The organism is Klebsiella sp. D-Nf1, assembly GCF_002810515.1.
In the GTDB taxonomy this organism is placed as follows: domain Bacteria; phylum Pseudomonadota; class Gammaproteobacteria; order Enterobacterales; family Enterobacteriaceae; genus Klebsiella; species Klebsiella variicola.
This window is the reverse complement of the sequence record NZ_PIOK01000006.1, coordinates 45,472-70,052: the sequence shown is the minus strand read 5'-3', so window position 1 is coordinate 70,052 and position 24,581 is coordinate 45,472. Positions and strand designations below refer to the sequence as shown.

Sequence of the window (24,581 nt, the reverse complement as noted above, 5' to 3'; positions counted from 1 at the left end):
TATTTCTCTTAAATCTCATCAAGTTGTGAAGTCCGTCATCGCCATGTGTTGACGCAATTTTGTGCGCATGTTAACCCAATGTTTTGCTTTTTTTTGGCCCGTCATAAAAAGGAACATTGATGCTTAACACCGTGCGTTACAGTCTGCTGACCAGCGGAATAGTACTGAGCAGCATGGCGCTTGCCGCCCCGGCCGGCGATCTGCCGCTGATGCCGTGGCCCGCCCATGTGGAGCGCCCGCAGGCGCAGGGGGCGCTGGCGCTAAATAATCAGCTAACGCTCAACGTCAGCGGCGACGATCTGGGCGAGACGGCTAACCGCTGGCGAGAACGCCTTGCGCGGCAAACGGGCTGGACGCTGCAGCCGCAGATGGCGCCGGCAAAAAGTCCAACCATTAACGTGATCGTCAGTAAGAAAGTCCCTTTCCTGCCGCAGCCGGATAGCGACGAAAGCTATCAGCTCGTGGTTAACGCTGAGGGCGCGACCCTGAAAGCGAATACGCGTTTTGGCGCGCTGCGCGGCATGGAAACGTTGCTGCAGCTGGTGCAAAACGGCCCTGACGGCACCACTATTCCTTACGTCACTATTGATGATGCGCCGCGCTTTCCGTGGCGTGGACTGCTGCTGGATTCCGCCCGTCACTTTATGCCGCTGCCGGTGATCAAACGGCAGATTGACGGTATGGCGGCGGCAAAGCTTAACGTGCTGCACTGGCATCTGACCGACGATCAGGGCTGGCGTTTCGCCTCCAGCCGCTATCCGAAGCTGCAGCAGCAGGCCAGCGACGGCCTGTTTTATACCCAGGCGCAGATGAAAGACATTGTGCGTTACGCCGCCGAACGCGGTATTCGCGTGGTGCCGGAAATCGATATGCCGGGACACGCCTCGGCGATCGCCGTGGCTTATCCGGAACTGATGAGCGCGCCGGGGCCTTACGCGATGGAGCGCCACTGGGGCGTGCTGAAACCGGTACTCGATCCGACGAAAGAAGCGACCTACGCCTTTGCCGAGGCGATGGTCAGCGAACTGACGGCTATCTTCCCCGATCCGTATCTGCATATTGGCGGCGATGAAGTGGATGACAGCCAGTGGCGCGCCAATCCGGCCATCCAGAAATTCCTCAAAGAGAAGGGGCTGGCGGACAGCCACGCGCTGCAGGCGTACTTCAACCGGCGGCTGGAGACGCTACTCGAAAAACATCACCGGCAGATGGTCGGCTGGGATGAGATTTACCATCCTGATTTGCTGAAGAGCATTCTGATCCAGTCGTGGCAGGGGCAGGACGCATTAGGCGAAGTCGCTAAACACGGCTATCGCGGCATTCTCTCCACCGGTTTTTATCTCGATCAGCCGCAGTACACCGCTTATCACTATCGTAATGAAATTATTCCGCAGGGGCTCAACGGTGTGGATACGATAACTGATAGCGACAGCGCTCAGAGCTGGCAGTTTTCGATGCCGCGCCTGAAGGGCAGCGCGGTAGAGGGCAGCTTTACGCTGGTAAAAGGCGATAGCGGCTGGCGCGGATTTATTGATTTTAAAGGTAAATCACGCCGCGCGGTGCAGGATATCGAATGGCTCGGCGACAATCAGGTGACATTCCGCGTCGATACCTGGATGGGGGAAACCCGCCCGGTGCTGACCATTAACGACGACACGCTCGGCGGCTACTTCCTCCTCGGCAACACGCGCTATCCGGTTGACGGCAAGCGGCTGGACGCCGTGCCGGAGGGCATTCAGCCGACGCTGCCCGACGCGCAGCAACAGAAGAATCTGCTCGGCGGTGAGGCGGCGCTGTGGGCGGAGAACGTCGCCGCGCCGGTGATCGACATCAAGCTGTGGCCGCGGGCTTTTGCGGTGGCGGAGAGGCTCTGGTCGGCCGAGGACGTGAAAGACAGCGACAATATGTATCAGCGCCTGCAGGCGATGGATAGCTGGTCAACGGTCTCCGTCGGCTTGCAGCAACATGCCCAGCAACTGGAGCAGTTCACCCGGCTGGCGAACAGCGGCCATACGCTGGCGCTGCAGATCCTCGCCGAGGCGCTGGAGCCAGCGCACTATTACACCCGCCAGCACCTGAAGTTCCAGGCGAGCAATTATCATCAATTCGAACCGCTTAACCGGCTGGCCGATGCGCTACCGGCGGAGAGCGATACTGTACGCAGCCTGAATCAGTGGGCGGAGCGGCTGATCAGCGATGCCGAGGATACTGAGAGCGCTGATGCGCTGCGCCACGTCTTTACCCGCTGGCAGAACAACAGTGGCGATGCGCTGGCGCTGACCGACGGCAACTATCAGCTGGCAGCGATGAAACCCGTTGTGCAGCAGGTTGATAAGCTGGCGAGTCTGGGACTGCGCTTGACCGATCTGGTGGTACGACAGGGAACGCTGGACGATAAAGAGTACGCCTCCATTCAGGCGCAACTGGATAGTGCGGCGAAAACCCAGGATGAACTGGTGATTGCGGCGGTCTATCCGCTGGAGAAACTGTTGCGGGCAACGAAGATAAAATAGGGTAATTCCCCCACCCCGTGGATGACGCAAGCGCCTGGGGTGAGGGCAGTGAAGCGATTAGCGACGGATCGCGATGGCTTCGATCTCGATCTTCACGTCTTTCGGCAGACGTGCGACTTCCACGCAGGAGCGCGCCGGGAAGGTGGCATTATGCTCGGTGAAGAACGCTTCGTAGGTGGCGTTAACGGTAGCGAAATCGTTGAGATCTTTCACGAAAACAGTGGTCTTGACGATGTCGCCGACGGTCAGGCCTGCGGCTTCAACGATCGCTTTCACGTTGTTCAGCGACTGGCGCGCCTGCGCGGACACGTCTTCCGGGACGCTGCCGGTTTTCGGGTCGACCGGGATCTGGCCAGAGGTGATGATCATGCTGCCCAGGTCAACGCCCTGAACGTATGGGCCAATTGCTGCTGGTGCATTTTCCGTCGCAATAGTTTTGCTCATGTTATCTCCAGATGAACTGAGTAATGTTACGCAAAATCATTCAGGTTGCCGCCAGAGGGTAAGCGCTGTGCCGCCGGCGCAGACGCCGCCTGAAGGACGAAGCGTAGGGTGGTAGCCATTATAGGGAGGCCTACCACCAATACCAACCGCATTTAGTTGGCCAGCACCACATAATGAGAAAACTCTTTTTCACAGTATTTGCATTTGAGTGCGATATCATCGGCGCGTTTTTTCACTGCAAAACTGGAAGAAACCGGTTCAGCATGGCTGATACAGTTGCTGTTCGGGCAGACCAGCACGCTGTTGATGCGATCCGGCAGGCTCGGGCGGGATTTGCCCACTACTTCGTACTCATCAATGCGGTTTACTGTCGCCTGCGGGGCGTACAGCGCCAGCTGGTTGACCTGCTCGTCGGTGAGGAAGGTATTTTCGATTTTAATTAAATCTTTACGGCCCATCTCACCGGAGGGCAGGTTCAGGCCGATGGTGATACGCTGGTCGGTTTCGGTCAGTTTGAACAGGGTGAGCAGCTTAAAGCCGACCTGCGCCGGGATATGGTCAATCACGGTGCCGCGTTTAATGGCTTCTACTTGCAGTTTATTGTCGTGTGTCATCTCTCATTTCCCCCTTACAGTGCCAGCTCGCTATTCAGTACCAGTGCCAGTAACGCCTGGCGGGCGAAGATGCCATTGCCGGCCTGCTGGAAGTACCAGGCGTGCGGCGTTTTATCGACATCGGTGGTGATTTCGTCAATGCGCGGCAGCGGGTGCAGCACTTTCATATTGGTGCGCGCCCCTTCGAGGTCGGCGGCGCGCAGGACGAACTGCGCTTTCACGTTGGCGTATTCCGACGGATCCAGACGCTCTTTCTGCACGCGGGTCATGTACAGAATATCCACTTCCGCCATCACATCGTCGATGGCGCTATGCACGCTCCAGGCGATACCTTTTTCATCCAGCATATCGAGGATGTACTGCGGCATGGCCAGCGCGTCCGGGGCGATGAAGTAGAAGCGGTTGCCGCTGAATTTCGCCAGCGCCTGGGTCAGGGAGTGCACGGTACGGCCATATTTCAGATCGCCGACCATCGCCACGTTGAGGTTCTCGAGGCGTCCCTGGGTCTCCTGAATAGTGAACAGATCGAGCAGGGTCTGGGTCGGATGCTGATTGGCGCCGTCGCCGGCGTTCAGCACCGGCACGCCGCCGGAAAATTCGGTCGCCAGGCGCGCGGCGCCCTCCTGCGGATGGCGCATCACGATGGCGTCAACGTAGGTGCTGATGACGGAGATGGTATCCGCCAGGGTTTCCCCTTTTTTGCCCAGCGAGGTGTTGGCGCTGTCAGAAAAGCCGACCACGCTGGCACCCAGACGGTGCATCGAGGTTTCAAAAGAGAGACGGGTACGAGTCGAGGCTTCAAAGAAACAGCTGGCGATAACCTTATGCTTCAGCAGCTCGGGTTGCGGATTGGCTTTCAGCTTTGCCGCAGTCGCCAGCACCAGTTCGAGGTCTTCGCGGCTGAGATCGTTTATGGAAATGATATGTTTTTGATATAGCGGGTTAGCCATGCTTATCTCCTGACGCCTGGGCAAAAAAAAAGCCCCTTAAATAAGGGGCTTCGGGAATCCAATGAGCAACGGAAAGAAAAACGCCAGGCCAGCGTCTGCGTTCAGACGCGCTAAGACAGAATGTCGTACGCAATTGGCCATGCTTCCTCCCGGCAAAACGACTGGCATTATACGCAGACCGTTATGACGATCAAGCGATTCATTCACAAACAGGTAATCGTTTGCCTGCAGAAAAGTGCGCCAGCGCAAAGAACCGTGAAACTGTACTGGTATGGCAGTGGCAATGGGGGTATAAAACAGTAAAATGAAATGCTGTTTTATATTCGAGGTAAGTGATGATTATTGGCAATATCCACCATCTGCAGCCATGGCTGCCTGCCGCGCTGCGCGAGGCCATTGAGCACGTCATCGCCCATGTCAACGAGGCGACGCCGCTGGGTAAACACGATATCGACGGCAATAACCTGTTTTATCTGATTTCCGAAGACACCACTGAGCCGCAGGCCGCGCGCCGGGCGGAATATCATGCCCGCTATCTCGATATCCAGATTGTGCTCCGCGGCATTGAGGGGATGACTTTCAGTGCCTTACCGGCGGGAGAACCACAGACCGACTGGCTGGCGGAGAAAGACATCGCTTTTCTTGCCGAAGGCCAGCAGGAGAAAACGGTGATCCTCAACGAAGGGGATTTTGTGGTGTTTTATCCCGGTGAAGTGCATAAACCGCTGTGCGCCGTAGGCGCCCCGGCGAAGGTGCGCAAAGCGGTAGTGAAGATGTTGATGGCGTAAAATGGTGAGCCGAATCCCGGATAAGCGCCGTGCCATCCGGGATTTGACCGCCAGCGAGGGGCTACTTGCCCAGCGTCGCCACCATCACCGCTTTGATGGTATGCATCCGGTTTTCCGCCTGGTCAAACACCACGCTCGCCGCCGACTCAAACACCTCGTCAGTCACTTCCATGCCGCCGTGCAGGCCGTAATCGGCGGCCATCTGTTTACCCAGCGTGGTCTGGTCGTCATGGAATGCTGGCAGGCAGTGGAGGAACTTGACCTGCGGATTGCCGGTCAGCGTCAGCATCGCACTGTTAACCTGATAATCGCGCAGCAGGGCGATACGTTCGGCCCATTTTTCCTTCGCCTCGCCCATCGATACCCAGACGTCGGTATAGATAAAATCGGCGCCTTTCACCCCCGCGGCGATATCTTCCGTCAGGGTGATGTTGCCACCCTGCTGTTTGGCCAGTGCCGTACAGGTCTCCACCAGCTGAGACTCCGGCCAGCAGGCAGATGGCGCTACCAGGCGCAGATCCAGACCGGTCAGCGCTGCGGCTTCGAGCATCGAATTGCCCATGTTGTTGCGCGCATCGCCGGCGTAGACCAGCGTCATCTGGTTAAAGGCTTTGCCCGGCAGGTGCTCTTTCATGGTCAGCAGATCCGCCAACAGCTGGGTAGGGTGGAACTCGTTAGTAAGGCCGTTCCATACCGGCACGCCGGCGTATTGCGCCAGCGTCTCCACCACCTCCTGGCCGTGGCCGCGATACTGAATGCCATCGTACATCCGTCCGAGCACGCGGGCGGTATCTTTGATCGACTCTTTATGGCCAATCTGGCTGCCGCTTGGCCCCAGATAGGTCACGCGGGCGCCTTGATCGTATGCGGCAACTTCGAAAGAGCATCGTGTACGGGTTGAGTCTTTTTCGAAGATGAGCGCGATGTTTTTCCCTGTCAGTTTCTGGACTTCGATACCGTTTTTCTTATCGGCTTTGAGCTTTGCCGCCAGCTCGAGCAGGACGGTGATTTCTGCAGGCGTAAAATCGAGTAACTTTAAAAAATGCTTCTGGTAAAACGCAGACATGGTTCCCTCACCTGGCATAGGCCACTAATTGAATTAAAATTCAATTTATATGTATGAATATTCATTTGCAAGTCTGTGATCGAAATCTTTCACTGAGAAGTGGAGGCAATGACGGCGGTATGTGACAATAGGGACAACTGCCGCACATTATGAGGAACGAGCCATGGCAAACCCGGAACACCTGGAAGAACAGCGTGAAGAGACGCGTCTGATTATCGAAGAGCTGCTGGAGGATGGCAGCGATCCGGACGCACTGTACACGATTGAGCATCACCTCTCTGCAGACGATTTCGAAACCCTGGAGAAAGTGGCGGTGGAAGCGTTCAAGCTGGGCTATGAAGTGACCGAGCCCGAAGAGCTGGAAGTGGAAGAGGGTGACATGGTCATCTGCTGCGATATTCTGAGCGAATGCGCGCTGAATGCAGACCTGATCGATGCCCAGGTGGAACAGCTGATGACGCTGGCAGAAAAATATGACGTCGAGTATGACGGTTGGGGCACCTACTATGAGGACCCGAACGGTGAAGAAGACGGCGACGATGACGAAGATTTTGTCGATGAAGACGACGATGGTGTTCGTCACTAAGTCGCAGATGGATACGGCGGCGCCTGCCGCCGTATAGCAAGGAACCTCCATGGATTACCCGCAGATACTCTCCCCGATTATCAATTTCCTGCATTGCCCGACGCCGCAGGCGTGGATTGACGAAGCCCGCAAGCCGGAAAACCTGCCGCTGCTGTTGACCGACCATATGGTGTGCGAACTGAAAGCGGCGCAGAACGCCATGCTGCTGGTGCGTCGCTACGTGGCTGATAAAGCCGACGCCGACGAGCTGCTGGCCTGCCTGAAGCCGTATGAAGACTTCACCTACCGCTGGGGGCCGGAGCCGGATTTTGTCGCCCTGCATAAGCGGATCAACAAAAGCGCCATGCCGCAGACCGACGACCCGTGGGGCCGCCAGTTGCTGGACAGCATGATTTTGCTGATTAAAGAGGAGCTACATCACTTCTGGCAGGTGCGGGAGATGATGCTGGCGCGCGATATCCCCTACGTCAAAATCACCGCCAGCAACTATGCCCGCGGCATGCGGCGGGAGGTGCGTTCGCACGAGCCGGTGATGCTGATCGATAAGTTGATCTGCGGCGCTTATATCGAGGCCCGCTCCTGCGAACGCTTTGCGGCGCTGGCGCCGTGGCTGGATGACGATCTGCAGAAGTTTTATCTGTCGCTGCTGCGCTCCGAGGCGCGTCACTATCAGGACTATCTGGATCTGGCGCAGAAGATTGCCGGAGACGATATCAGCGAGCGGGTGCGCCAGCTTGGCGAGGCGGAAGCGGCGCTGATCCTCAGGCCGGAGGCCGAGTTCCGCTTTCACAGCGGTGTGCCGGTAGCGGCGTAACCCTCGGTATTCGGGCCCTGTAGCCCCGGTAGCCACTAACACCGGCAGTTTCAGTAGCCATGGGGAGAGAGAGCGTTGAGAGCTTCAGCTCGCAATGGTATGGGCCCGTAGGTCGGGTAAGGCGTTAGCCGCCACCCGACAAAAAAACGGCACCGCGAGCACGGGACATCCCCCCGGCTTGCGCTACGCTTAGCCGGGCTACCGAACTGTAGCCCCGGTAAGCGTAGCGCTACCGGGGACGCCTGCGATATCGAGGCGTTACAGCGTTTTAAGCATCCGCACTTCACAGTCAACGTGGCCGGTGCAACCCAGCGGCCCGTCAATGTGCTCGAAGCCGAGATGTTCATATAAGCCGATCGCTTCCGTCAGGAAGGCGGTGGTTTCCAGATAGCAGCGTTTAAACCCCTGCTCGCGGGCATAGTCCAACGCCAACAGCGCCAGCTTCTTCGCTAGTCCCTGGCCGCGGACGCTGGTCATAAAATACATTTTCTGCAGCTCGCAGATATCCGGCTCGCTGCAGGCGAGCGGCGCGACGCCACCGCCGCCAACCACTTCACCCTCTTTCTCCACCACCCAATAGGCAGAGCCCGGCTGGCTGTACAGCTCATACAGTTCATCGAGATTCGGGTCGGCGACCGTATAGCCTTTATCGGCGGTCAGGCCATATTCTGCCGATACCTGGCGGATGACGGCCGCTATCGCAGCGTTATCCTGTACCGCGATACGGCGTAAAGTAAAGGTCTGTGGCGCGGCAAGATTCATAGAATCACTCAATTTTAGCTTAAATAACCATACATTTCTTTAATACCATTATTCGTTTACAGGCGCAAGGTGCGCGTGAAATGTATTGCCGGGAAAATTCAAAATAATATATTCTGCTCGCTTAATGCCGATGCGCATTATTTATTATTTTTATATATGGTTTAAAGTACAAGGACGACTTTTTTATGAGTATGATTTCAGGACAATTGCAGCGTTCTGGCCATTCTTTTGTTTTTCATGGTCAGACCGGGCGCTATTTTATTATTTGTCTGGTTAATGTTATTTTTTCTGTAATTACTTGTGGGTTATTTATTCCATGGGCATGGGTACGGAGTCGCCGTTATCTTTGTGAGAATATGGAGGTTAATGGCGCCCGCTTTGCCTATCACGGGCGCGGTATCACGATTTTACTCAGCTGGCTGTTGATATTTGTCGTGCTGGTTTTACTCAGCTTAGCGCTTGCCATTTTCTCTCCCGGTAGTGAAGGGATGGAGACGCTGGCATTTCTTATCCTGCTGCCGGTAATGATAATTAAGGGGTTAAGCTACCATGGCACCATGACCTCTTTCGCGAATATTCGCTTTGGGGTTCAGTGTCATCTGCTGCGCGGATGGTGGATTATGCTCGGCTTACCCTTGCTGATATACGTGCTAACGGCGGTGGTGTTCGCCATGCTGGGGAGTCGTCTCTTTTACAATGGCCTAAATAGCATGCTGCTGGGGATCGTTGTGCTGTTTTTGCTGGCGCTGGTTATTATGGCGATAACCAGCGGTGTGGTTTACAGCCACTGGCTTGATCTCATCGGCAAAGGCGCAACCTTAGGCAAAAATAAATTTAATATTTATGTGAGTACTAAGCGTTGTGTGGTGATTTTTTTATGGGCAACGGCGATTTTGTTGCCGTTTATCGTCATTTTTATTGGTTTTTTATTTTCCGCATTCGCTCAACTGCTGACGGGCTGTATGTTTGGTCTGTGCAGTGAAGGTTCGGCACTGTTTATGGCATTGCGGCATCTTGGGGCGGTATTAGGGGGATATGTATTCCTCACTATCGGTATCGTGTTATCCATGGCATACCTTCGTGTGGCTTTACGTAATCACGCGATGAATAACCTGGTGCTGGGGGACAGCGTTCATTTTCGTTCCACCCTGACGTTTTTCGGTCTTGCTCCGCGTTTACTGGCGTTGACGTTTCTCACACCGCTGACGCTGGGGCTGGCCTATCCCTGGTTTAAGATTGATTTGCTACGCTATATTGCTGAAAACACGACGATGGTCGGTGAGCTCGATTCGCTCGATCTGCAGCCGGCGGCGCCACCGCAGCCGACGGTATCTGACAAACTGTGCGGCGGTTTTTTTCCGATGCTGCCGTTCCTGTAATGTAAAAAGGCCGGAGCAAGCTCCGGCCTTTTTTCTATCGCGAGCAATTACAGCCGCGAGCAATTACAGCGCGGCGATCACCGCCTGCTGCTCAATCAGCTTCGCTTTCGCTTCCGCGTAGCCTTCCAGCTTCTCGCGCTCTTTAGCGATCACCGCTTCCGGCGCGCGAGCGACAAAGCCTTCGTTGGACAGCTTGCTTTCGATGCGGCCAATTTCACCTTCGATTTTGGCCACTTCTTTCGCCAGACGCGCCAGCTCATCTTCTTTATTGATGAGGCCCGCCATCGGGATCAGCAGCTCGGCGCCGTCGATAATCTTGGTCACAGAGACCGGACCTTTATCATCGGCAGGCAGCACGGTAATGCTTTCCAGACGCGCCAGGTTCAGCAGGAAGCTGCGGTTGTCGTTCACACGACGCTCGGCCTCTTTGCTGCAGCCGCGCAGCAGCAGTTCCAGCGGTTTGCCCGGGGCGATGTTCATTTCCGCACGGATGTTACGCACGGCGACGATCGCCTGTTTCAGCCATTCGGTGTCGGTCAGCGCCGCGTCATCGACCTGAGAAGCATCGTACTGCGGGAACGGCTGCAGCATGATGGTATCGGCGGTGATACCGCAGATCGCTTTCACGCGCTGCCAGATGGTCTCGGTGATGAACGGAATGATCGGATGCGCCAGGCGCAGCAGACCTTCCAGCACGGTCACCAGCGTATGACGCGTCCCGCGCAGCTCCGCTTCGCTGCCACCGTTCATCACCGGCTTGGTCAGTTCCAGGTACCAGTCGCAGAACTGGTTCCAGGTGAACTCGTACAGGATGCCGGCGGCGATATCGAAGCGGAAGTTATCCAGCGCTTCGCGATACGCTTTCACGGTGTGGTTGAATTCCGCGAGGATCCAGCGGTCGGCCAGGGAGAGCACCATTTCGCCGCCGTTGAAGCCACAATCCTGATCTTCGGTATTCATCAGTACGAAGCGGCTGGCGTTCCACAGCTTGTTACAGAAGTTACGGTAACCTTCCAGACGCTTCATATCCCAGTTGATGTCGCGGCCGGTAGAGGCCAGCGCTGCCAGGGTGAAACGCAGGGCGTCGGTGCCGTGCGGCTCAATGCCGTTCGGGAACTGTTTCTCGGTGCGCTTACGGATTTTCTCCGCCAGCTGCGGCTGCATCATGTTGCCGGTACGTTTCTCCAGCAGCTCCGGCAGGGTAATGCCGTCAACCATATCCAGCGGGTCGATAACGTTACCCTTGGATTTGGACATCTTCTGGCCTTCGTCATCGCGGATCAGACCGGTCATGTAGACGGTCTTAAACGGTACCTGCGGCTTGCCGTTTTCATCTTTGATGAAGTGCATGGTCATCATGATCATGCGGGCGATCCAGAAGAAGATGATGTCGAAGCCGGACACCATCACGCTGGTCGGGTGGAACTGACGCAGGGCGTCGGTGTTTTCCGGCCAGCCGAGAGTGGAGAAGGTCCACAGCGCGGAGGAGAACCAGGTATCGAGAACGTCTTCATCCTGACGCAGGGCAACGTCGGCGCTCAGGTTGTTTTCCTGACGCACTTCGTCTTCAGTACGGCCCACGTAGACGTTGCCGTCGTTGTCATACCATGCCGGGATACGGTGACCCCACCACAGCTGACGGGAGATACACCAGTCCTGAATATCGCGCATCCAGGAGAAGTACATGTTTTCGTACTGCTTCGGCACGAACTGAATGTCGCCATTCTCAACGGCTTCTACCGCCGGCTTGGCCAGCACGTCCGCGCGCACGTACCACTGGTCGGTCAGCATCGGTTCGATAACCACGCCGCCGCGATCGCCGTAAGGGACGGTCAGGTCGTGCGGTTTAATCTCTTCCAGCAGGCCGAGGGCGTCAACCGCCGCAACAACGGCTTTACGCGCCGCGAAGCGTTCCAGTTTCTGGAACTCCGCCGGGATCTCGCTGGAGTAGACGTCGGATTCGTTACCTTTGGTGTCGTAGACTTCCGCGCTTTCGCGGATGTCGCCGTCAAAGGTCAGGATGTTGATCATCGGCAGCTGATGACGACGACCCACTTCGTAGTCGTTAAAGTCGTGCGCCGGGGTGATCTTCACGCAGCCGGTGCCTTTTTCCATGTCGGCGTGTTCGTCGCCCACGATCGGGATGCGACGGTTAACCAGCGGCAGCACCACGAATTTACCAATCAGATCTTTGTAACGCGGATCTTCCGGGTTAACGGCCACGCCGGTATCTCCCAGCAGGGTTTCCGGACGGGTGGTGGCGACCACCAGGTAATCTTTACCGTCAGCGGTTTTCGCGCCATCGGCCAGCGGGTAGCGGATGTGCCACATGGAACCTTTCGATTCGCGGTTCTCCACTTCGAGGTCGGAAATGGCGGTGCGCAGTTTCGGGTCCCAGTTAACCAGGCGTTTACCGCGGTAGATCAGGTCTTCTTTGTACAGGCGAACAAAGACTTCTTTCACGGCATTGGAAAGCCCCTCGTCCATGGTGAAGCGCTCGCGCTCCCAGTCCACGGAGTTACCGAGGCGGCGCATCTGACGGGTAATGGTGCCGCCGGATTCCGCTTTCCACTGCCAGATTTTGTCGATGAAGGCATCGCGGCCGTAGTCGTGACGGGTTTTCCCTTCTTCCGCGGCAATCTTACGCTCAACCACCATCTGGGTGGCGATACCCGCGTGGTCGGTACCGGCCTGCCACAGGGTGTTTTTGCCCTGCATGCGCTGGTAGCGAATCATGGTATCCATGATGGTTTGCTGGAAGGCATGACCCATATGCAAACTGCCGGTGACGTTCGGCGGCGGGATCATGATGCAGAAGCTCTCCTGGCTTTCATCACCATTCGGTTTGAAATAGCCCTGCTTTTCCCAGTGCTCGTAAAGCGGCTGTTCGATATCTTGTGGGTTGTATGTCTTTTCCATTATTTCCAGGTTGCCGTGTTCAGGTTGAAACCAGCCATGCGGTACGCCTTATAGCGTTCGCGCGCCAGTTGTTTCAGATTTTCTTCGTAAGGGACAAAGTCTATCACTTCTGTGAAAGCGGTGGCAAAATCTGCAAAGTTAAGCCGCAGACTGATCAGAATGTCCCGCGGGCTGCTGTTGCGTTTCTGCGGCCAGGCAATCTCCACCGGTGCGCCGCCTCTCGGGCCTTCGCCCGCCAGATTATGCGGCACAAAGCTCTCCGGCGGCCGCGACCACAGCGCCTCGTCGAGGCGAATAGCCTGCTGCTCATCTTCACAGGCGATCAGGACGCGCTTGCCGTTGCGCCAACGTTCTGCGGCAATGTCACACACCAGCTGCTCGACGGCGCTCAGGCCTTCGACGGTGTTTTCGTTGTCCAGAAGGTAGAACGTTGCATTCTTCATATATGGGGCTTCTTGTCGTGGATTTAAATGCAAAGCCGGGTGGCGCTACGCTTACCCGGCCTACAAACGGCATCTTTCCGTAGGCCCGGTAAGCGTAGCGCCACCGGGCATCAGACGGCAATCACTCTTCGCCGTTAAAACCCGCACGATTGAGCAGGAACTGCGACAGCAGGGCGACCGGACGACCCGTGGCGCCTTTGGCCTTGCCGGAACGCCAGGCGGTACCGGCGATGTCGAGGTGCGCCCAGTTGTACTTACGGGTAAAGCGCGACAGGAAGCAGCCAGCGGTAATGGCGCCGCCAGGACGGCCGCCGATGTTCGCCATATCGGCAAAGTTGGATTCCAGCTGATCCTGGAACTCGTCGGCCAGCGGCAGACGCCAGGCGCGGTCGCCCGCCAGTTCGGAGGCGCCGATCAGTTCATGAGCCAGCGGGTTATGGTTCGACATCAGGCCGGTGATGTGATGGCCGAGGGCAATCACGCAGGCGCCAGTCAGCGTTGCGACGTCGATAACCGCTTCCGGCTCGAAGCGCTCGACGTAGGTCAGCACGTCGCACAGCACCAGGCGGCCTTCGGCGTCGGTGTTCAGTACTTCCACCGTCTGGCCGGACATGGTGGTCAGAACGTCGCCCGGACGATAGGCGCGACCGCCAGGCATGTTTTCACAGCCCGCCAGCACGCCGATGACGTTCAGCGGCAGCTGCAGCTCGGCAACCATCCGCATCACGCCGTACACCGCCGCGGCGCCGCACATGTCGTACTTCATCTCGTCCATGCCTTCGGCAGGCTTGATGGAGATACCGCCGGAGTCGAAGGTCAGGCCTTTACCAACCAGCACGATAGGGCGCGCGTCCTCAGACGGGTTGCCTTTATACTCGATGACCGACATCAGTGACTCGTTCTGCGAACCATTGCCGACGGCGAGATAGGAGTTCATCCCCAGCTCGCGCATCTGCTGTTCGCCGATCACGCGGGTGATGACGTTCTTGCTGTAGGTGTCAGCCAGCTGACGCGCCTGGGAAGCCAGATAGGCGGCGTTACAGATGTTCGGCGGCATGTTGCCAAGATCTTTCGCCGCTTTGATGCCGGCGGCGATCGCCAGGCCATGCTGAATGGCGCGCTCGCCGCTGGTGAGCTCGCGACGGGTCGGCACGTTAAAGACCATTTTACGCAGCGGGCGACGCGGCTCGCTTTTGTTGGTCTTCAGCTGATCGAAGCTGTACAGCGTCTCTTTGGCAGTTTCAACGGCCTGGCGAACTTTCCAGTAGTTGTTGCGGCCCTTGACGTGCAGCTCGGTCAGGAAGCAGACCGCTTCCATTGAGCCGGTATCATTCAGGGTGTTGATGGTTTTCTGGATGACCTGCTTATACTGACGCTCATCCAGCTCGCGCTCTTTACCGCAGCCAATCAGCAGAATGCGCTCAGACAGAATGTTTGGCACATGGTGCAGCAATAACGTCTGGCCAGGTTTGCCTTCCAGCTCGCCGCGACGTAGCAGGGCGCTGATGTAGCCGTCGCTGATTTTATCGAGTTGTTCGGCGATGGGGGAGAGGCGACGTGGTTCAAAGACGCCGACCACGATACAGGCGCTCCGTTGCTTCTCCGGGCTACCGCTTTTTACACTGAACTCCATGCACTATGCTCCTGAATCTTAAAGACAACAGTGGTGGCTACGGCTATACTCGTCGCCTTTCAAGTTGCAGATGCGCCGGCTGCGCCTGCTTACCTGATGCGGGCATAACGCGCGCGCCAGGGGTCACAGCCCTGCTGCCTTCTTACAACTCGAAATCCATTGAGTATATAATTGCAAGCTTTCGTAACTCATGTCCGCTGTTGCGGTGACTTCGTGTTAATCTTAACGTTATTAAGGCCTGGGTTCGTCAGAAAAGATCCTGACATGCAGAACCGATGAGTCATTTAATCTTAGCGATGTTTTCAACGACCAAAGAGAATAAATGACGTTTAAGCCATGAAACAAGCAATTTTCCTGCAATAAAACGGGTTTTTACGGGCGTATTTATAGTGATAATCATAAGATATCTGGTTCGTGAGACGCTGAAAAGCCAGTTGGCGATCCTATTCATCCTGTTACTGATTTTCTTTTGCCAGAAATTAGTCAGGATCCTCGGCGCTGCGGTGGATGGCGATATCCCAACCAATCTGGTGCTCTCGCTGTTGGGGCTCGGCATCCCGGAGATGGCGCAGCTTATCCTGCCGTTAAGTTTGTTCCTTGGCCTGCTAATGACCTTGGGCAAACTCTATACCGAAAGTGAAATTACGGTGATGCACGCCTGCGGCCTGAGCAAAGCCGTGCTGATCAAGGCGGCGATGATCCTCGCGCTGTTCACCGGCGCGGTGGCGGCGGTCAACGTCATGTGGGCGGGGCCGTGGTCGTCGCGCCATCAGGACGAAGTGCTGGCGGAAGCCAAAGCCAACCCCGGCATGGCGGCGCTGGCCCAGGGCCAGTTCCAGCAGGCCAGCGATGGTAACGCGGTGATGTTTATCGAGAGCGTCAACGGCAGTCGCTTCCATGACGTCTTCCTTGCCCAGCTGCGTCCGAAAGGCAATGCGCGCCCCTCCGTGGTGGTCGCGGATTCTGGCGAACTGTCGCAGCAGAAAGACGGTTCGCAGGTGGTGACCCTCAACAAGGGCACCCGCTTTGAAGGCACGGCGATGCTGCGAGATTTCCGCATCACCGACTTCAATAACTATCAGGCTATCATCGGCCACCAGGCGGTGACCTCCGATCCGGACAATACCGAACAGATGGATATGCGCACCCTGTGGCAAACCCACACCGACCGCGCGCGCGCCGAGCTGCACTGGCGCTTCACGCTGGTGGCGACCGTCTTCATTATGGCGCTGATGGTCGTGCCGCTCAGCGTGGTGAACCCGCGTCAGGGCCGCGTGCTGTCGATGCTGCCGGCGATGCTGCTCTATCTGGTGTTTTTCCTGCTGCAAACGTCGATTAAGTCGAACGGCGGCAAAGGCAAAATGGACCCGGCTATCTGGATGTGGGCGATTAACCTGCTCTATTTTGCGCTGGCGGTGCTGTTAAACCTGTGGGATACGGTGCCGATGCGCCGCTTCCGTGCCCGTTTTAATAAAGGAGCGGCCTGATGCAGGCGTTTGGCGTACTTGACCGTTATATCGGTAAGACGATTTTCAACACCATCATGATGACCCTGTTCATGCTGGTGTCGCTCTCCGGCATTATCAAGTTTGTCGATCAGCTGAAAAAGTCCGGGCAGGGCAGTTACGATGCGCTGGGCGCTGGTCTCTACACCATCCTCAGCGTGCCGAAGGATATCCAGATCTTCTTCCCGATGGCGGCGCTGCTTGGCGCGTTGCTGGGGCTGGGGATGCTGGCCCAGCGCAGCGAGCTGGTGGTGATGCAGGCATCCGGTTTCACCCGGCTGCAGGTGGCGCTGGCGGTAATGAAGACCGCGATCCCGCTGGTGCTGCTGACCATGGCGATCGGTGAGTGGGTGGCGCCCCAGGGTGAACAGATGGCGCGCAACTACCGCGCCCAGCAGATGTACGGCGGTTCGCTGCTGTCGACTCAGCAAGGGCTGTGGGCGAAAGATGGCCACAACTTTGTCTATATCGAACGTGTGAAAGGCAACGATGAGCTGGGGGGCGTTAGTATTTATGCCTTCAACCCGGAGCGTCGTTTAGAGTCGGTACGCTATGCCGCCTCGGCAAAGTTCGATAGTGAAAATAAAGTGTGGCGCCTGTCGCAGGTGGATGAATCCAACCTGACCGATCCAAAGCAGGTGACCGGGTCGCAGATGGTGAGCGGCACCTGGAAAACGAACCTGACGCCGGATAAGCTCGGCGTGGTTGCCCTGGATCCGGATGCGCTGTCGATCAGCGGTCTGCACAACTATGTGAAATACCTGAAGTCCAGCGGCCAGGATCCGGGACGCTATCAGCTCAATATGTGGAGCAAAATCTTCCAGCCGCTGTCGGTGGCGGTGATGATGCTGATGGCGCTGTCGTTTATCTTTGGCCCGCTGCGTAGCGTGCCGATGGGCGTGCGGGTGGTGACGGGGATTAGCTTCGGCTTTATCTTCTACGTGCTGGACCAGATTTTCGGCCCGCTGACCCTGGTATATGGCATACCGCCGATCATCGGCGCGCTGTTGCCGAGCGCCAGCTTCTTCCTGATAAGCCTCTGGCTGATGATGCGCAAGGCCTAGCGGGTTAAGCCCGGAACGTATAAGCCCCCTCAACGATGAGGGGGCTTTTTTTTAGCGCTTGCGTCCGCCCAGCAGGCTGCCCAGCATGCCGCGGACGATCTGATTGGTGACCTGGCGAACCGCGCTTTTCGCTGCCGTCTGCACGATACCGTCGCGTTTACCGCCGCGCGGACCGGTGCTGCCGAACAGAATATCTTTCAGGCCGCCGAGCAGTCCATCGTCATCACCGCTTTGCTGACCCTTCGCCGGCGGGGCCGACTGCTGCCCGGTGGCGACCTGCACCCCTCGCTGCAGCATCTCAAAGGCCGACTCGCGGTCCACCTCCTCCTCATACTTGCCGTACAGCGGCGAGTGATTCAGCAGGCCATTGCGCTCGTCATCGCTGACCGGCCCCATCCGCGAGCAGGGGGCGATAACCATCGCCCGCTCGACCACCGGCGGGCTGCCTTTTTCATCGAGGAAGGAGATCAGCGCCTCGCCGGTACCCAGCTCCTGGATCGCCTGTTCGGTACTGAAGGCCGGATTGGCGCGCATGGTCTGGGCGGCGGTTTTCACCGCCTTCTGGTCCTTTGGCGTAAAGGCGCGCAGGGCATGCTGCACGCGGTTGCCCAGCTGGCCGAGCACGGCGTCGGGAATATCCGCCGGGTTCTGCGAGACGAAATAGACGCCGATACCCTTGGAGCGGATAAGGCGGATCACCTGTTCGATTTTATCCAGCAGTACCTGCGGCGCGTCGTTGAACAGCAGATGCGCTTCATCGAAGAAGAACACCAGTTTGGGTTTTTCGAGATCGCCCGCCTCCGGCAGACGCTCGTAGAGCTCGGAAAGCATCCACAGCAGGCTGGCGGCGTACAGCTTCGGCATCTGGTAGAGCTTTTCGGCGCTGAGGATATTGATCACCCCTTTACCGCTGGCATCGACGCGCATCCAGTCGGCAATATCCAGCATCGGTTCGCCGAAGAAGTGTTCGGCACCCTGCTGCTCCAGGGTCAACAGCCCGCGCTGGATGGCGCCGACCGAGGCGCTGCTGATATTGCCTTACTGGTTCTGGAACGATTTGGCGTTGTCGCCAATAAACTGGGTGATCGCGCGGAGGTCTTTGAAGTCGAGCAGCAGCAGGCCGCGGTCGTCCGCGATGCGGAAAATAATGTTCAGCACACCGCTCTGCACCTCGTTGAGATTGAGCAGGCGCGCCAGCAGCAGGGGGCCAAGATCGGAGACCGTCGCCCGAACCGGGTGGCCCTTCTCGCCAAAGATATCCCAGAGTACCACCGGGTTGGCATGCGGCTCCCAGTCGCTGACGCCGATCTTCTCCAGCCGCGCCTGCAGTTTCTCTGAGCTCTGCCCCGCGGCGGCAATGCCGGTCAGGTCGCCCTTGACGTCCGCCATAAATACCGGCACGCCAATCTCCGAGAACGACTCAGCCAGCTTTTGCAGGGTGACGGTTTTACCGGTGCCGGTCGCACCGGTGATAAGCCCATGGCGGTTGGCCATCGCGGGCAGCAAATACAGCGCGTTATCCAGCGTGCGCGCAATCAACAAGGGTGAGCTCATGATCGATTCCTCCATTTATCCTGCGACGATTATAGGCAACCTCGTCGTCCGGCGTTGGGGAAATTGTCACGTGCCGCGCACGCTGTGCAGAGCAGTCTTCAGGCGCAGTGGCGCTGGATAAGCGCGATGCTCTGCTCAATTTCGCGCTCGATATCCGTTTCGCTCCACTGCGCCAGTTCGGGCGCGAAGGGCTCAAAAGCGTATACCCCTTGATAGCCGCGGGCTTCCAGCGCTTTAACCTGCTCGCAGGTGCCGAGACGATCCTGCGGGGTTAGCATGATGCGCTCGGCATCGGTGAGCTGCTCGCGCGGACGGGTATCGTCCACCCCGGAAAGGTGCACCAGACCGATGTCCGCCACCTCCACCTGGCTGAACTCGTCCGCCGCCTGCGGGTAGAGATGGTGATGGAAGGTGTCGATCAGCAGCTTAAACGGCACGCGGGCGTCATGGATCAGCGTCTGCGCCTGGTGCGCAGAGCGCAGCGAGCTTTGCGGGAAGCCCAGCGGCTCCACCAGGCCATGGATGCCATAGAACGCAAATAGCGGCGACAGATCGCGCAGGGCGCTCAGGGTTTCGCTGGCCGGCACTTCGCTGCCGTCGTTAAGCGGACAGAGCACCAGCGATTTGGCGCCGATGGCCTGGGCCTCTTTCAGCAGCGATTCGGTCAGCTGCCGCACCTCTTCGCTACGACGGTTAAAGGGGTAGACCGCGTTAATCGTCAGGATCTCGATGTGGTAGCGCGCCGCCAGCTCGCGCACCTGCTGATGGCTCAGATCGTCGGTCACTTTTCCGCTGGGTAAATCGTTGCGTAGCTCAACCTTGTTCAGGCCCAGACGGTTCACCAGACGGAAAAACGCTTCAATGCTGAGCGCTGGCGCGATTTTGCGGTTGATACAAAAACGTTGCATTGCGATGGCCATAGGACACTCCTGACGGAAGAGGGGGAGGTTCGTTCAATTGGCTAACAGTCAAAACGTTTATTCCAAAATTAGCAAGAATGGAAATGATGAATGTTTGAGCTGTCTCGCAAAATATCACTGGCCCCGACTACGGGGGCGACAGCGGCGGGAAGCCTGGCGTCGAGAGGCAACGAGGCGTGATGCGGGAAGCGCACAGGCAATCCGTCGGCGCAAAATGCGACTGTTATCACCAAAATGAAATTTCATTTCACGACAATGTTGAAATATAAATTTCATTTTACTACGGTTATAGCACAGCAGAATCAGCGACGGGCCGGTGTGCGCTGGCCCTCTTCACTATGAGGCGAGAACATGACGATCACAGGAAACTTTATTGGCGGGAAAACCGTTATCAGCAGCAGCAACGAAACGATGCCGGTGTACGATCCGGCGACGGGCAAAGCGGTGCGCGAAGTCACGGTGTCGACCGCGCAGGAAGTCTCTGAGGCGATTCAGGTTGCTCGCGATGCGTTTGACAGCTGGTCCCGTACTACGCCGCTGCGCCGCGCCCGGGTGCTGTTCAACTTCAAAATGTTGCTGGAGCAGCACGTGGAAGAGCTGGCCGGGATCATCGTCAGTGAGCACGGCAAGGTGTGGTCGGATGCGCTGGGCGAGCTGACCCGCGGCATGGAAGTGGTCGAATTCGCCTGCGGGATCCCGCACCTGATTAAAGGCGAATACTCCTCTGACGTCGGCACCGGCGTCGACAGCTACTCGCTGATGCAGCCGCTGGGCGTGGTGGCCGGGATCACCCCGTTCAACTTCCCGGCGATGGTGCCGATGTGGATGTTCCCGCTGGCGCTGGCCTGCGGCAACAGCTTCATCCTCAAGCCGCCCGCGCTGGCGCCTACGGCCGCCGTGCGTCTGGCAGAGCTGCTGAAAGAAGCCGGTCTGCCGGACGGCGTGTTTAACGTCGTACACTGCAGCAATGAAGATGCCGAGCAGCTGTACACTGACCCGCGTATTGCGGCGGTGAGCTTCGTCGGCTCCTCCGGTGTGGCGGAGTATATCTATAAGACCGCCAGCGCCCACGGCAAGCGCGTGCAGGCGTTCGGCGCCGCCAAAAACCACGCGATTGTGATGCCGGATGCCGATCTCGACGCCACCGTTAACGCCATTATGGGCGGCGCTTTTGGCTCCGCAGGCGAGCGCTGCATGGCGCTGCCGGTGGTGGTGGCGGTGGGAGATGAAACCGCCGACAAACTGATCGCCCGCCTGAAGCCGCTGGTGGAAGCGCTGAAAGTGGGCCCGGGCTGCATGCGCGGCCAGGAAGAGAACGAGATGGGACCGGTGGTGTCTGATACCCACCAGAAAAAAGTGCTCGGCTATATTGATAAGGGCGAAAGCGAAGGGGCAAAACTGGTGGTCGATGGCCGCAAACTGCGCGTGCCGGGTTATGACGCAGGCTATTATGTCGGCGGCACCCTGTTCGATCACGTCACCCCGGAGATGACCATCTGGCGCGAAGAGATCTTTGGCCCGGTGCTGGGAATTGTACGCGCGGCGGACTATGACAGCGCCCTTGAGCTGGTCAACAGCCATGAGTTTGGCAACGGCAGCGCCGTCTTCACCAGCAACGGCCACACCGCGCGTGAATTCGTCCATGACGTGCAGGCGGGGATGGTTGGGGTGAACGTGCCGGTCCCGGTGCCGATGGCGTTCCACAGCTTCGGCGGATGGAAGCGCTCGGTGTTTGGCGCGTTGAACGTCCACGGGCCGGACGGCGTGCGCTTCTACACGCGCATGAAGACCGCCACCGTACGCTGGCCGGCAGGGCAGCAGACCGTATCTGAATTCAGCATGCCGACATTAGGTTAATCGGCGAAGGAGAGCGCCATGTCGTTACTGGCTAAATCGCGAAAAGAGGGACAGATCCAGCATATTACGCCGCAAAGCGCCGGTTGGCGCTATATCGGCTTTGATGTCTGGATGTTGAAAAAAGGGCAGACCGTGACGCTGGAGAGCGGCGATCGCGAGCTGTGCCTGGTGCTGGTCGCCGGGCTGGCGTCGGTGAAAACGCAGCATGCCGATTTCCCGAATCTCGGTAAACGGATGTCGCCGTTTGAACGCACCCCGCCGTGGTCGGTCTACGTGCCGCCGCAGGATAAAGTCGAGGTAACCGCTGATTCCGATCTGGAGCTGGCGGTATGCAGCGCGCCGGGCAAAGGCAGCTTCCCGGCACGCCTCATTCGGCCGGAAGACGTCGGTGTAGAGCATCGCGGGAAAGGGCGCAACCAGCGCCGGGTGCATAATATTCTACCGGACAGCGCCGAGGCGGACTGCCTGCTGGTGGTGGAGGTGTACACCGACGAGGGGGCCACCAGTTCGTGGCCGTCGCATAAGCATGATACCGCCCAGCCGGGCAAAGAGACGCAGCTGGAAGAGACCTACTACCACCGCTTCGATCCGCCGCAGGGCTTTGCCTTCCAGCGGGTCTACACCGACGACCGCAGCCTGGACGCCTGCATGGCACCCTACAACCACGATGTGGTGATGGTGCCGCGCGGTTACCATCCGGTGGCGGCGATTGCCGGTTATGACAGCTACTATCTGAACGTGATGGCCGGGCCGGATCGGAAATGGTTGTTCACCTGGGAAGATGACCACGCCTGGATCAACACGCCGGAGTACCCGCGCCACGACTGACGCGCTTTGCAGAAGCGGATAAAAAAGGCCGGTTAGCGATGCTAACCGGCCTTCTTGTTTGAAGGCGGCGGGTGTTTTTTAGCGAAACGCTCCGCGAAATCCCACTCCCCGACCCGGCAAGCGCATCGCCGCCGGGCAGGACACTTCGGGCGCCATACCCGCCTTTGTGCCGGATGGCGCTACGCTTATCCGGCCTACGGGATCCTCCCTAAGCCCCTATACCGTAGGCCCGGCAAGCGCAGCGCCGCCGGGCAGGAACCTCCGGCACCATACCCGCCTTTGTGCCGGATGGCGCTACGCTTATCCGGCCTACGGGATCCTCCCGTAAGCTCCTATACCGTAGGCCCGGCAAGCGCAGCGCCGCCGGGCGATGAGCGCAGGCACGGAGCTGCTTTTATGCCGGGCGGCGGCTCACGCCTTGCCCGGCCTACGGTTCGTGCGACCTGCCGTTGATTGACCCACTTGTGCGACTGAAACTGCCGGTGTTGCGGCCTCAAAATCGCTGAGACGTTCCCGGAAGGCCGGGGCAGCCCGCATGGATGCGGGCTGAGGGCCGTGTTTTGCAGGGACGCTGCCTCGGCCCGACCCGAAGCCTGCAGGGATAAGTCGAAGGCACCACGAAGTGGCGATTTTGCTGGCCGGAGCCCGGGGGTACAGGGGGCGGCGGCGAATGGCCGCCCCCTGTGCGCTCCCTGCGCCATGAGTGACATAACGCAGACGATTAACCGGGAGCGCAAATTTCGCTGAAGTTACACGTGATAAACGCTTTTGCCTGGCTGAGAAAGTTGCAAACCGATAACAGTCTCTACGGCATCCCGCAGGCGCATATATCCCAGGCCCGGCAAGCGCAGCGCCGCCGGGCGATGACCGCAGGCACGGAGCTGCTTTTATGCCGGGCGGCGGCTCACGCCTTGCCCGGCCTACGAGATCCTCCCGCAGGCTTATACAACTCCGCCGGGCAACTAACGCCAGGCGGCTTATCTCACGCCTTCTGCTTGGCCTCGGACTCCTGACTGCTGTTCAGCGCCAGCGAAACCGCCAGCGTCTGGGCCAGACACAGGGAAGCAACCTGCGAGCGGAAACCATCTACCTGCGCTTCACGCACCACAAAGCAGACATCGCTGAAGGCCGCCAGCGGGCTGACCTGACTGTCGGTAATCGCGATCTGCCGCGCTTTGCGCTGTGCGCCCAGCTCCACCAGCTCTACCACTTCCCGCGCGTACGGCGAGAAGCTCACCGCCACCACCACGTCTTTCGGGCCGACCAGACTCAGCTGCTCGGTGAACATGCCGCCGAGGCCGTCGATCAGAAAGGCTTTGCGATCGAGGTGGCGCAGCGCATAGGTCAGATAGGAGGCGACGCTGAACGACCGGCGCAGGCCAATGACGTAAATATTTTCCGCTTCGCCCAGCAGGGCCACCGCGCGCTCCAGATCATCGCTGGAGGTCTGCATCGCCAGCTGCTGCAGGGCCTGGTTGTTCACCATCGTGAACATATTGAGGATTTCCGTCGGCGTTTCCGGCGGGCTGGACTCATCGCTGGTGGTCTGGCGGAACAGACGGGCGCGCTCGGTATAGTTGGCGGTCTCTTCCATCAAATGTTGCTTGAACATCTGTTTCATTTCGTTAAAGCCGCTAAAGCCGAAGGCGTTGGCAAAACGAATCAACGTGGAAGGGGGAACATCCGCCTGTTGCGCAATGGAGGCCACGGTATCGAAAGCCACGCTATTGCTGTTATCAAGGATATAGCGGGCGACCTGTTTCAGGCGTTTGCTTAATGTATCGTAGCGACGCCTGATTTCATCCTGCAGGATGGTCAGCTGTGTTGGGTTATTGGCCATAGAGTGCGCTCTGAGAAAATGGAAGGAATATGGCTTCCAGTGTACCAAATGAAGCGAATTTTTCATTTATTGCGACGAAATACGCGATTCATTTCACGAAGA

22 protein-coding genes and 1 pseudogene are annotated in these 24,581 nt (G+C 58.0%); 9 read left to right on the top strand and 14 right to left on the bottom strand.

The genetic code is table 11. The features are described 5' to 3' along the window. The first annotated feature begins 119 nt into the window (after positions 1 to 119). Positions 120 to 2,513: a beta-N-acetylhexosaminidase gene (locus CWM54_RS21125; protein WP_100698385.1), complete on the top strand. Its 2,394-nt coding sequence runs from the start codon at positions 120 to 122 to the stop codon at positions 2,511 to 2,513. 57 nt (positions 2,514 to 2,570) lie between these two features. On the opposite strand, the gene ridA is transcribed toward CWM54_RS21125, so the two are convergent. From ridA to CWM54_RS21105, 5 genes are all read right to left on the bottom strand, one after another. After that, positions 2,571 to 2,957 carry a 2-iminobutanoate/2-iminopropanoate deaminase gene (ridA, locus tag CWM54_RS21120; protein WP_061155965.1) on the bottom strand — a complete coding sequence of 129 codons (387 nt, stop codon included), beginning with the start codon at positions 2,955 to 2,957 and terminating at the stop codon, positions 2,571 to 2,573. Positions 2,958 to 3,109: 152 nt separating this feature from the next. After that, positions 3,110 to 3,571: an aspartate carbamoyltransferase regulatory subunit gene (gene pyrI / locus CWM54_RS21115; RefSeq protein ID WP_061155964.1), complete on the bottom strand. Its 462-nt coding sequence runs from the start codon at positions 3,569 to 3,571 to the stop codon at positions 3,110 to 3,112. Between the two features lie 14 nt (positions 3,572 to 3,585). Then, positions 3,586 to 4,521 carry an aspartate carbamoyltransferase gene (gene pyrB / locus CWM54_RS21110; RefSeq protein WP_074387240.1) on the bottom strand — a complete coding sequence of 312 codons (936 nt, stop codon included), beginning with the start codon at positions 4,519 to 4,521 and terminating at the stop codon, positions 3,586 to 3,588. A gap of 2 nt (positions 4,522 to 4,523) precedes the next feature. After that, a complete protein-coding gene (locus CWM54_RS29410; RefSeq protein WP_227650304.1) occupies positions 4,524 to 4,583 on the bottom strand; it encodes a pyrBI operon leader peptide in 60 nt (19 codons plus the stop codon). Beyond that, positions 4,558 to 4,662, bottom strand: a complete 105-nt coding sequence (locus CWM54_RS21105) for a pyrBI operon leader peptide (RefSeq protein ID WP_012969080.1) — start codon at positions 4,660 to 4,662, stop codon at positions 4,558 to 4,560. The genes CWM54_RS29410 and CWM54_RS21105 overlap by 26 nt, the downstream gene beginning before the upstream one ends. A 194-nt stretch (positions 4,663 to 4,856) precedes the next feature. Between CWM54_RS21105 and CWM54_RS21100 the strand changes: the two genes are divergently transcribed. Continuing rightward, on the top strand, positions 4,857 to 5,309 hold the full coding sequence (locus CWM54_RS21100; protein ID WP_061155962.1) for a YhcH/YjgK/YiaL family protein: 453 nt from the start codon (positions 4,857 to 4,859) through the stop codon (positions 5,307 to 5,309). A 61-nt stretch (positions 5,310 to 5,370) separates the two neighbouring features. Here the strand turns inward: CWM54_RS21100 and argF are convergent, their stop codons facing one another. Further along, on the bottom strand, positions 5,371 to 6,375 hold the full coding sequence (gene argF, locus CWM54_RS21095) for an ornithine carbamoyltransferase (protein ID WP_100698383.1): 1,005 nt from the start codon (positions 6,373 to 6,375) through the stop codon (positions 5,371 to 5,373). Then, the gene (argL, locus tag CWM54_RS29540; RefSeq protein WP_370736902.1) at positions 6,345 to 6,440 is read right to left on the bottom strand and encodes a putative translational regulatory protein ArgL; all 96 of its coding nucleotides are present in this window, start codon (positions 6,438 to 6,440) and stop codon (positions 6,345 to 6,347) included. Before argL ends, argF begins: the two co-directional genes overlap by 31 nt. A 98-nt stretch (positions 6,441 to 6,538) precedes the next feature. On the opposite strand from argL, the gene rraB reads away from it, so the two are divergent. Next, positions 6,539 to 6,961 carry a ribonuclease E inhibitor RraB gene (gene rraB, locus CWM54_RS21090; protein ID WP_008807126.1) on the top strand — a complete coding sequence of 141 codons (423 nt, stop codon included), beginning with the start codon at positions 6,539 to 6,541 and terminating at the stop codon, positions 6,959 to 6,961. A gap of 49 nt (positions 6,962 to 7,010) precedes the next feature. After that, complete coding sequence (gene miaE, locus CWM54_RS21085) at positions 7,011 to 7,775, top strand: tRNA isopentenyl-2-thiomethyl-A-37 hydroxylase MiaE (protein WP_008807125.1); 765 nt, start codon at positions 7,011 to 7,013, stop codon at positions 7,773 to 7,775. A 258-nt stretch (positions 7,776 to 8,033) separates the two neighbouring features. Here miaE and CWM54_RS21080 read toward each other — a convergent pair whose 3' ends face one another. Continuing rightward, positions 8,034 to 8,537: a GNAT family N-acetyltransferase gene (locus CWM54_RS21080; RefSeq protein WP_061155958.1), complete on the bottom strand. Its 504-nt coding sequence runs from the start codon at positions 8,535 to 8,537 to the stop codon at positions 8,034 to 8,036. Positions 8,538 to 8,722: 185 nt separating this feature from the next. Here CWM54_RS21080 and CWM54_RS21075 point away from each other — a divergent pair, with 185 nt between their 5' ends. Next, entirely contained in the window at positions 8,723 to 9,916 is a 1,194-nt protein-coding gene (locus CWM54_RS21075) for a YjgN family protein (RefSeq protein ID WP_100698381.1), read from the top strand. Between the two features lie 63 nt (positions 9,917 to 9,979). Here the strand turns inward: CWM54_RS21075 and CWM54_RS21070 are convergent, their stop codons facing one another. From CWM54_RS21070 to pepA, 3 genes are all read right to left on the bottom strand, one after another. Beyond that, on the bottom strand, positions 9,980 to 12,835 hold the full coding sequence (locus CWM54_RS21070) for a valine--tRNA ligase (RefSeq protein ID WP_100698379.1): 2,856 nt from the start codon (positions 12,833 to 12,835) through the stop codon (positions 9,980 to 9,982). After that, a complete protein-coding gene (gene holC / locus CWM54_RS21065) occupies positions 12,835 to 13,278 on the bottom strand; it encodes a DNA polymerase III subunit chi (protein ID WP_008807122.1) in 444 nt (147 codons plus the stop codon). The genes CWM54_RS21070 and holC overlap by 1 nt, the downstream gene beginning before the upstream one ends. 121 nt (positions 13,279 to 13,399) lie before the next feature. After that, complete coding sequence (gene pepA, locus CWM54_RS21060; RefSeq protein WP_008807121.1) at positions 13,400 to 14,911, bottom strand: leucyl aminopeptidase; 1,512 nt, start codon at positions 14,909 to 14,911, stop codon at positions 13,400 to 13,402. 389 nt (positions 14,912 to 15,300) lie between these two features. Here pepA and lptF point away from each other — a divergent pair, with 389 nt between their 5' ends. Together lptF and lptG are read left to right on the top strand one after the other, a co-directional pair. Further along, positions 15,301 to 16,398, top strand: a complete 1,098-nt coding sequence (gene lptF / locus CWM54_RS21050) for an LPS export ABC transporter permease LptF (protein WP_061155955.1) — start codon at positions 15,301 to 15,303, stop codon at positions 16,396 to 16,398. Beyond that, positions 16,398 to 17,480: an LPS export ABC transporter permease LptG gene (lptG, locus tag CWM54_RS21045; RefSeq protein ID WP_008807120.1), complete on the top strand. Its 1,083-nt coding sequence runs from the start codon at positions 16,398 to 16,400 to the stop codon at positions 17,478 to 17,480. The genes lptF and lptG overlap by 1 nt, the downstream gene beginning before the upstream one ends. Positions 17,481 to 17,531: 51 nt before the next feature. On the opposite strand, the pseudogene CWM54_RS21040 reads toward lptG, so the two are convergent. Next, positions 17,532 to 19,034: pseudogene (locus CWM54_RS21040) on the bottom strand (helicase HerA-like C-terminal domain-containing protein). Between the two features lie 98 nt (positions 19,035 to 19,132). Continuing rightward, positions 19,133 to 19,954 (bottom strand): TIM barrel protein, encoded by an 822-nt coding sequence (locus tag CWM54_RS21035; RefSeq protein WP_032731813.1) that lies wholly within the window; start codon positions 19,952 to 19,954, stop codon positions 19,133 to 19,135. A gap of 351 nt (positions 19,955 to 20,305) precedes the next feature. On the opposite strand from CWM54_RS21035, the gene CWM54_RS21030 reads away from it, so the two are divergent. Further along, positions 20,306 to 21,811, top strand: coding sequence for a CoA-acylating methylmalonate-semialdehyde dehydrogenase (locus CWM54_RS21030; protein WP_061155952.1), 1,506 nt, complete (start codon positions 20,306 to 20,308; stop codon positions 21,809 to 21,811). An 18-nt stretch (positions 21,812 to 21,829) separates the two neighbouring features. Beyond that, positions 21,830 to 22,639 (top strand): 5-deoxy-glucuronate isomerase, encoded by an 810-nt coding sequence (gene iolB / locus CWM54_RS21025; RefSeq protein WP_004177654.1) that lies wholly within the window; start codon positions 21,830 to 21,832, stop codon positions 22,637 to 22,639. Between the two features lie 982 nt (positions 22,640 to 23,621). Here the strand turns inward: iolB and CWM54_RS21020 are convergent. Next, entirely contained in the window at positions 23,622 to 24,479 is an 858-nt protein-coding gene (locus tag CWM54_RS21020; protein WP_004152190.1) for a MurR/RpiR family transcriptional regulator, read from the bottom strand. Between the last annotated feature and the right edge of the window lie 102 nt (positions 24,480 to 24,581).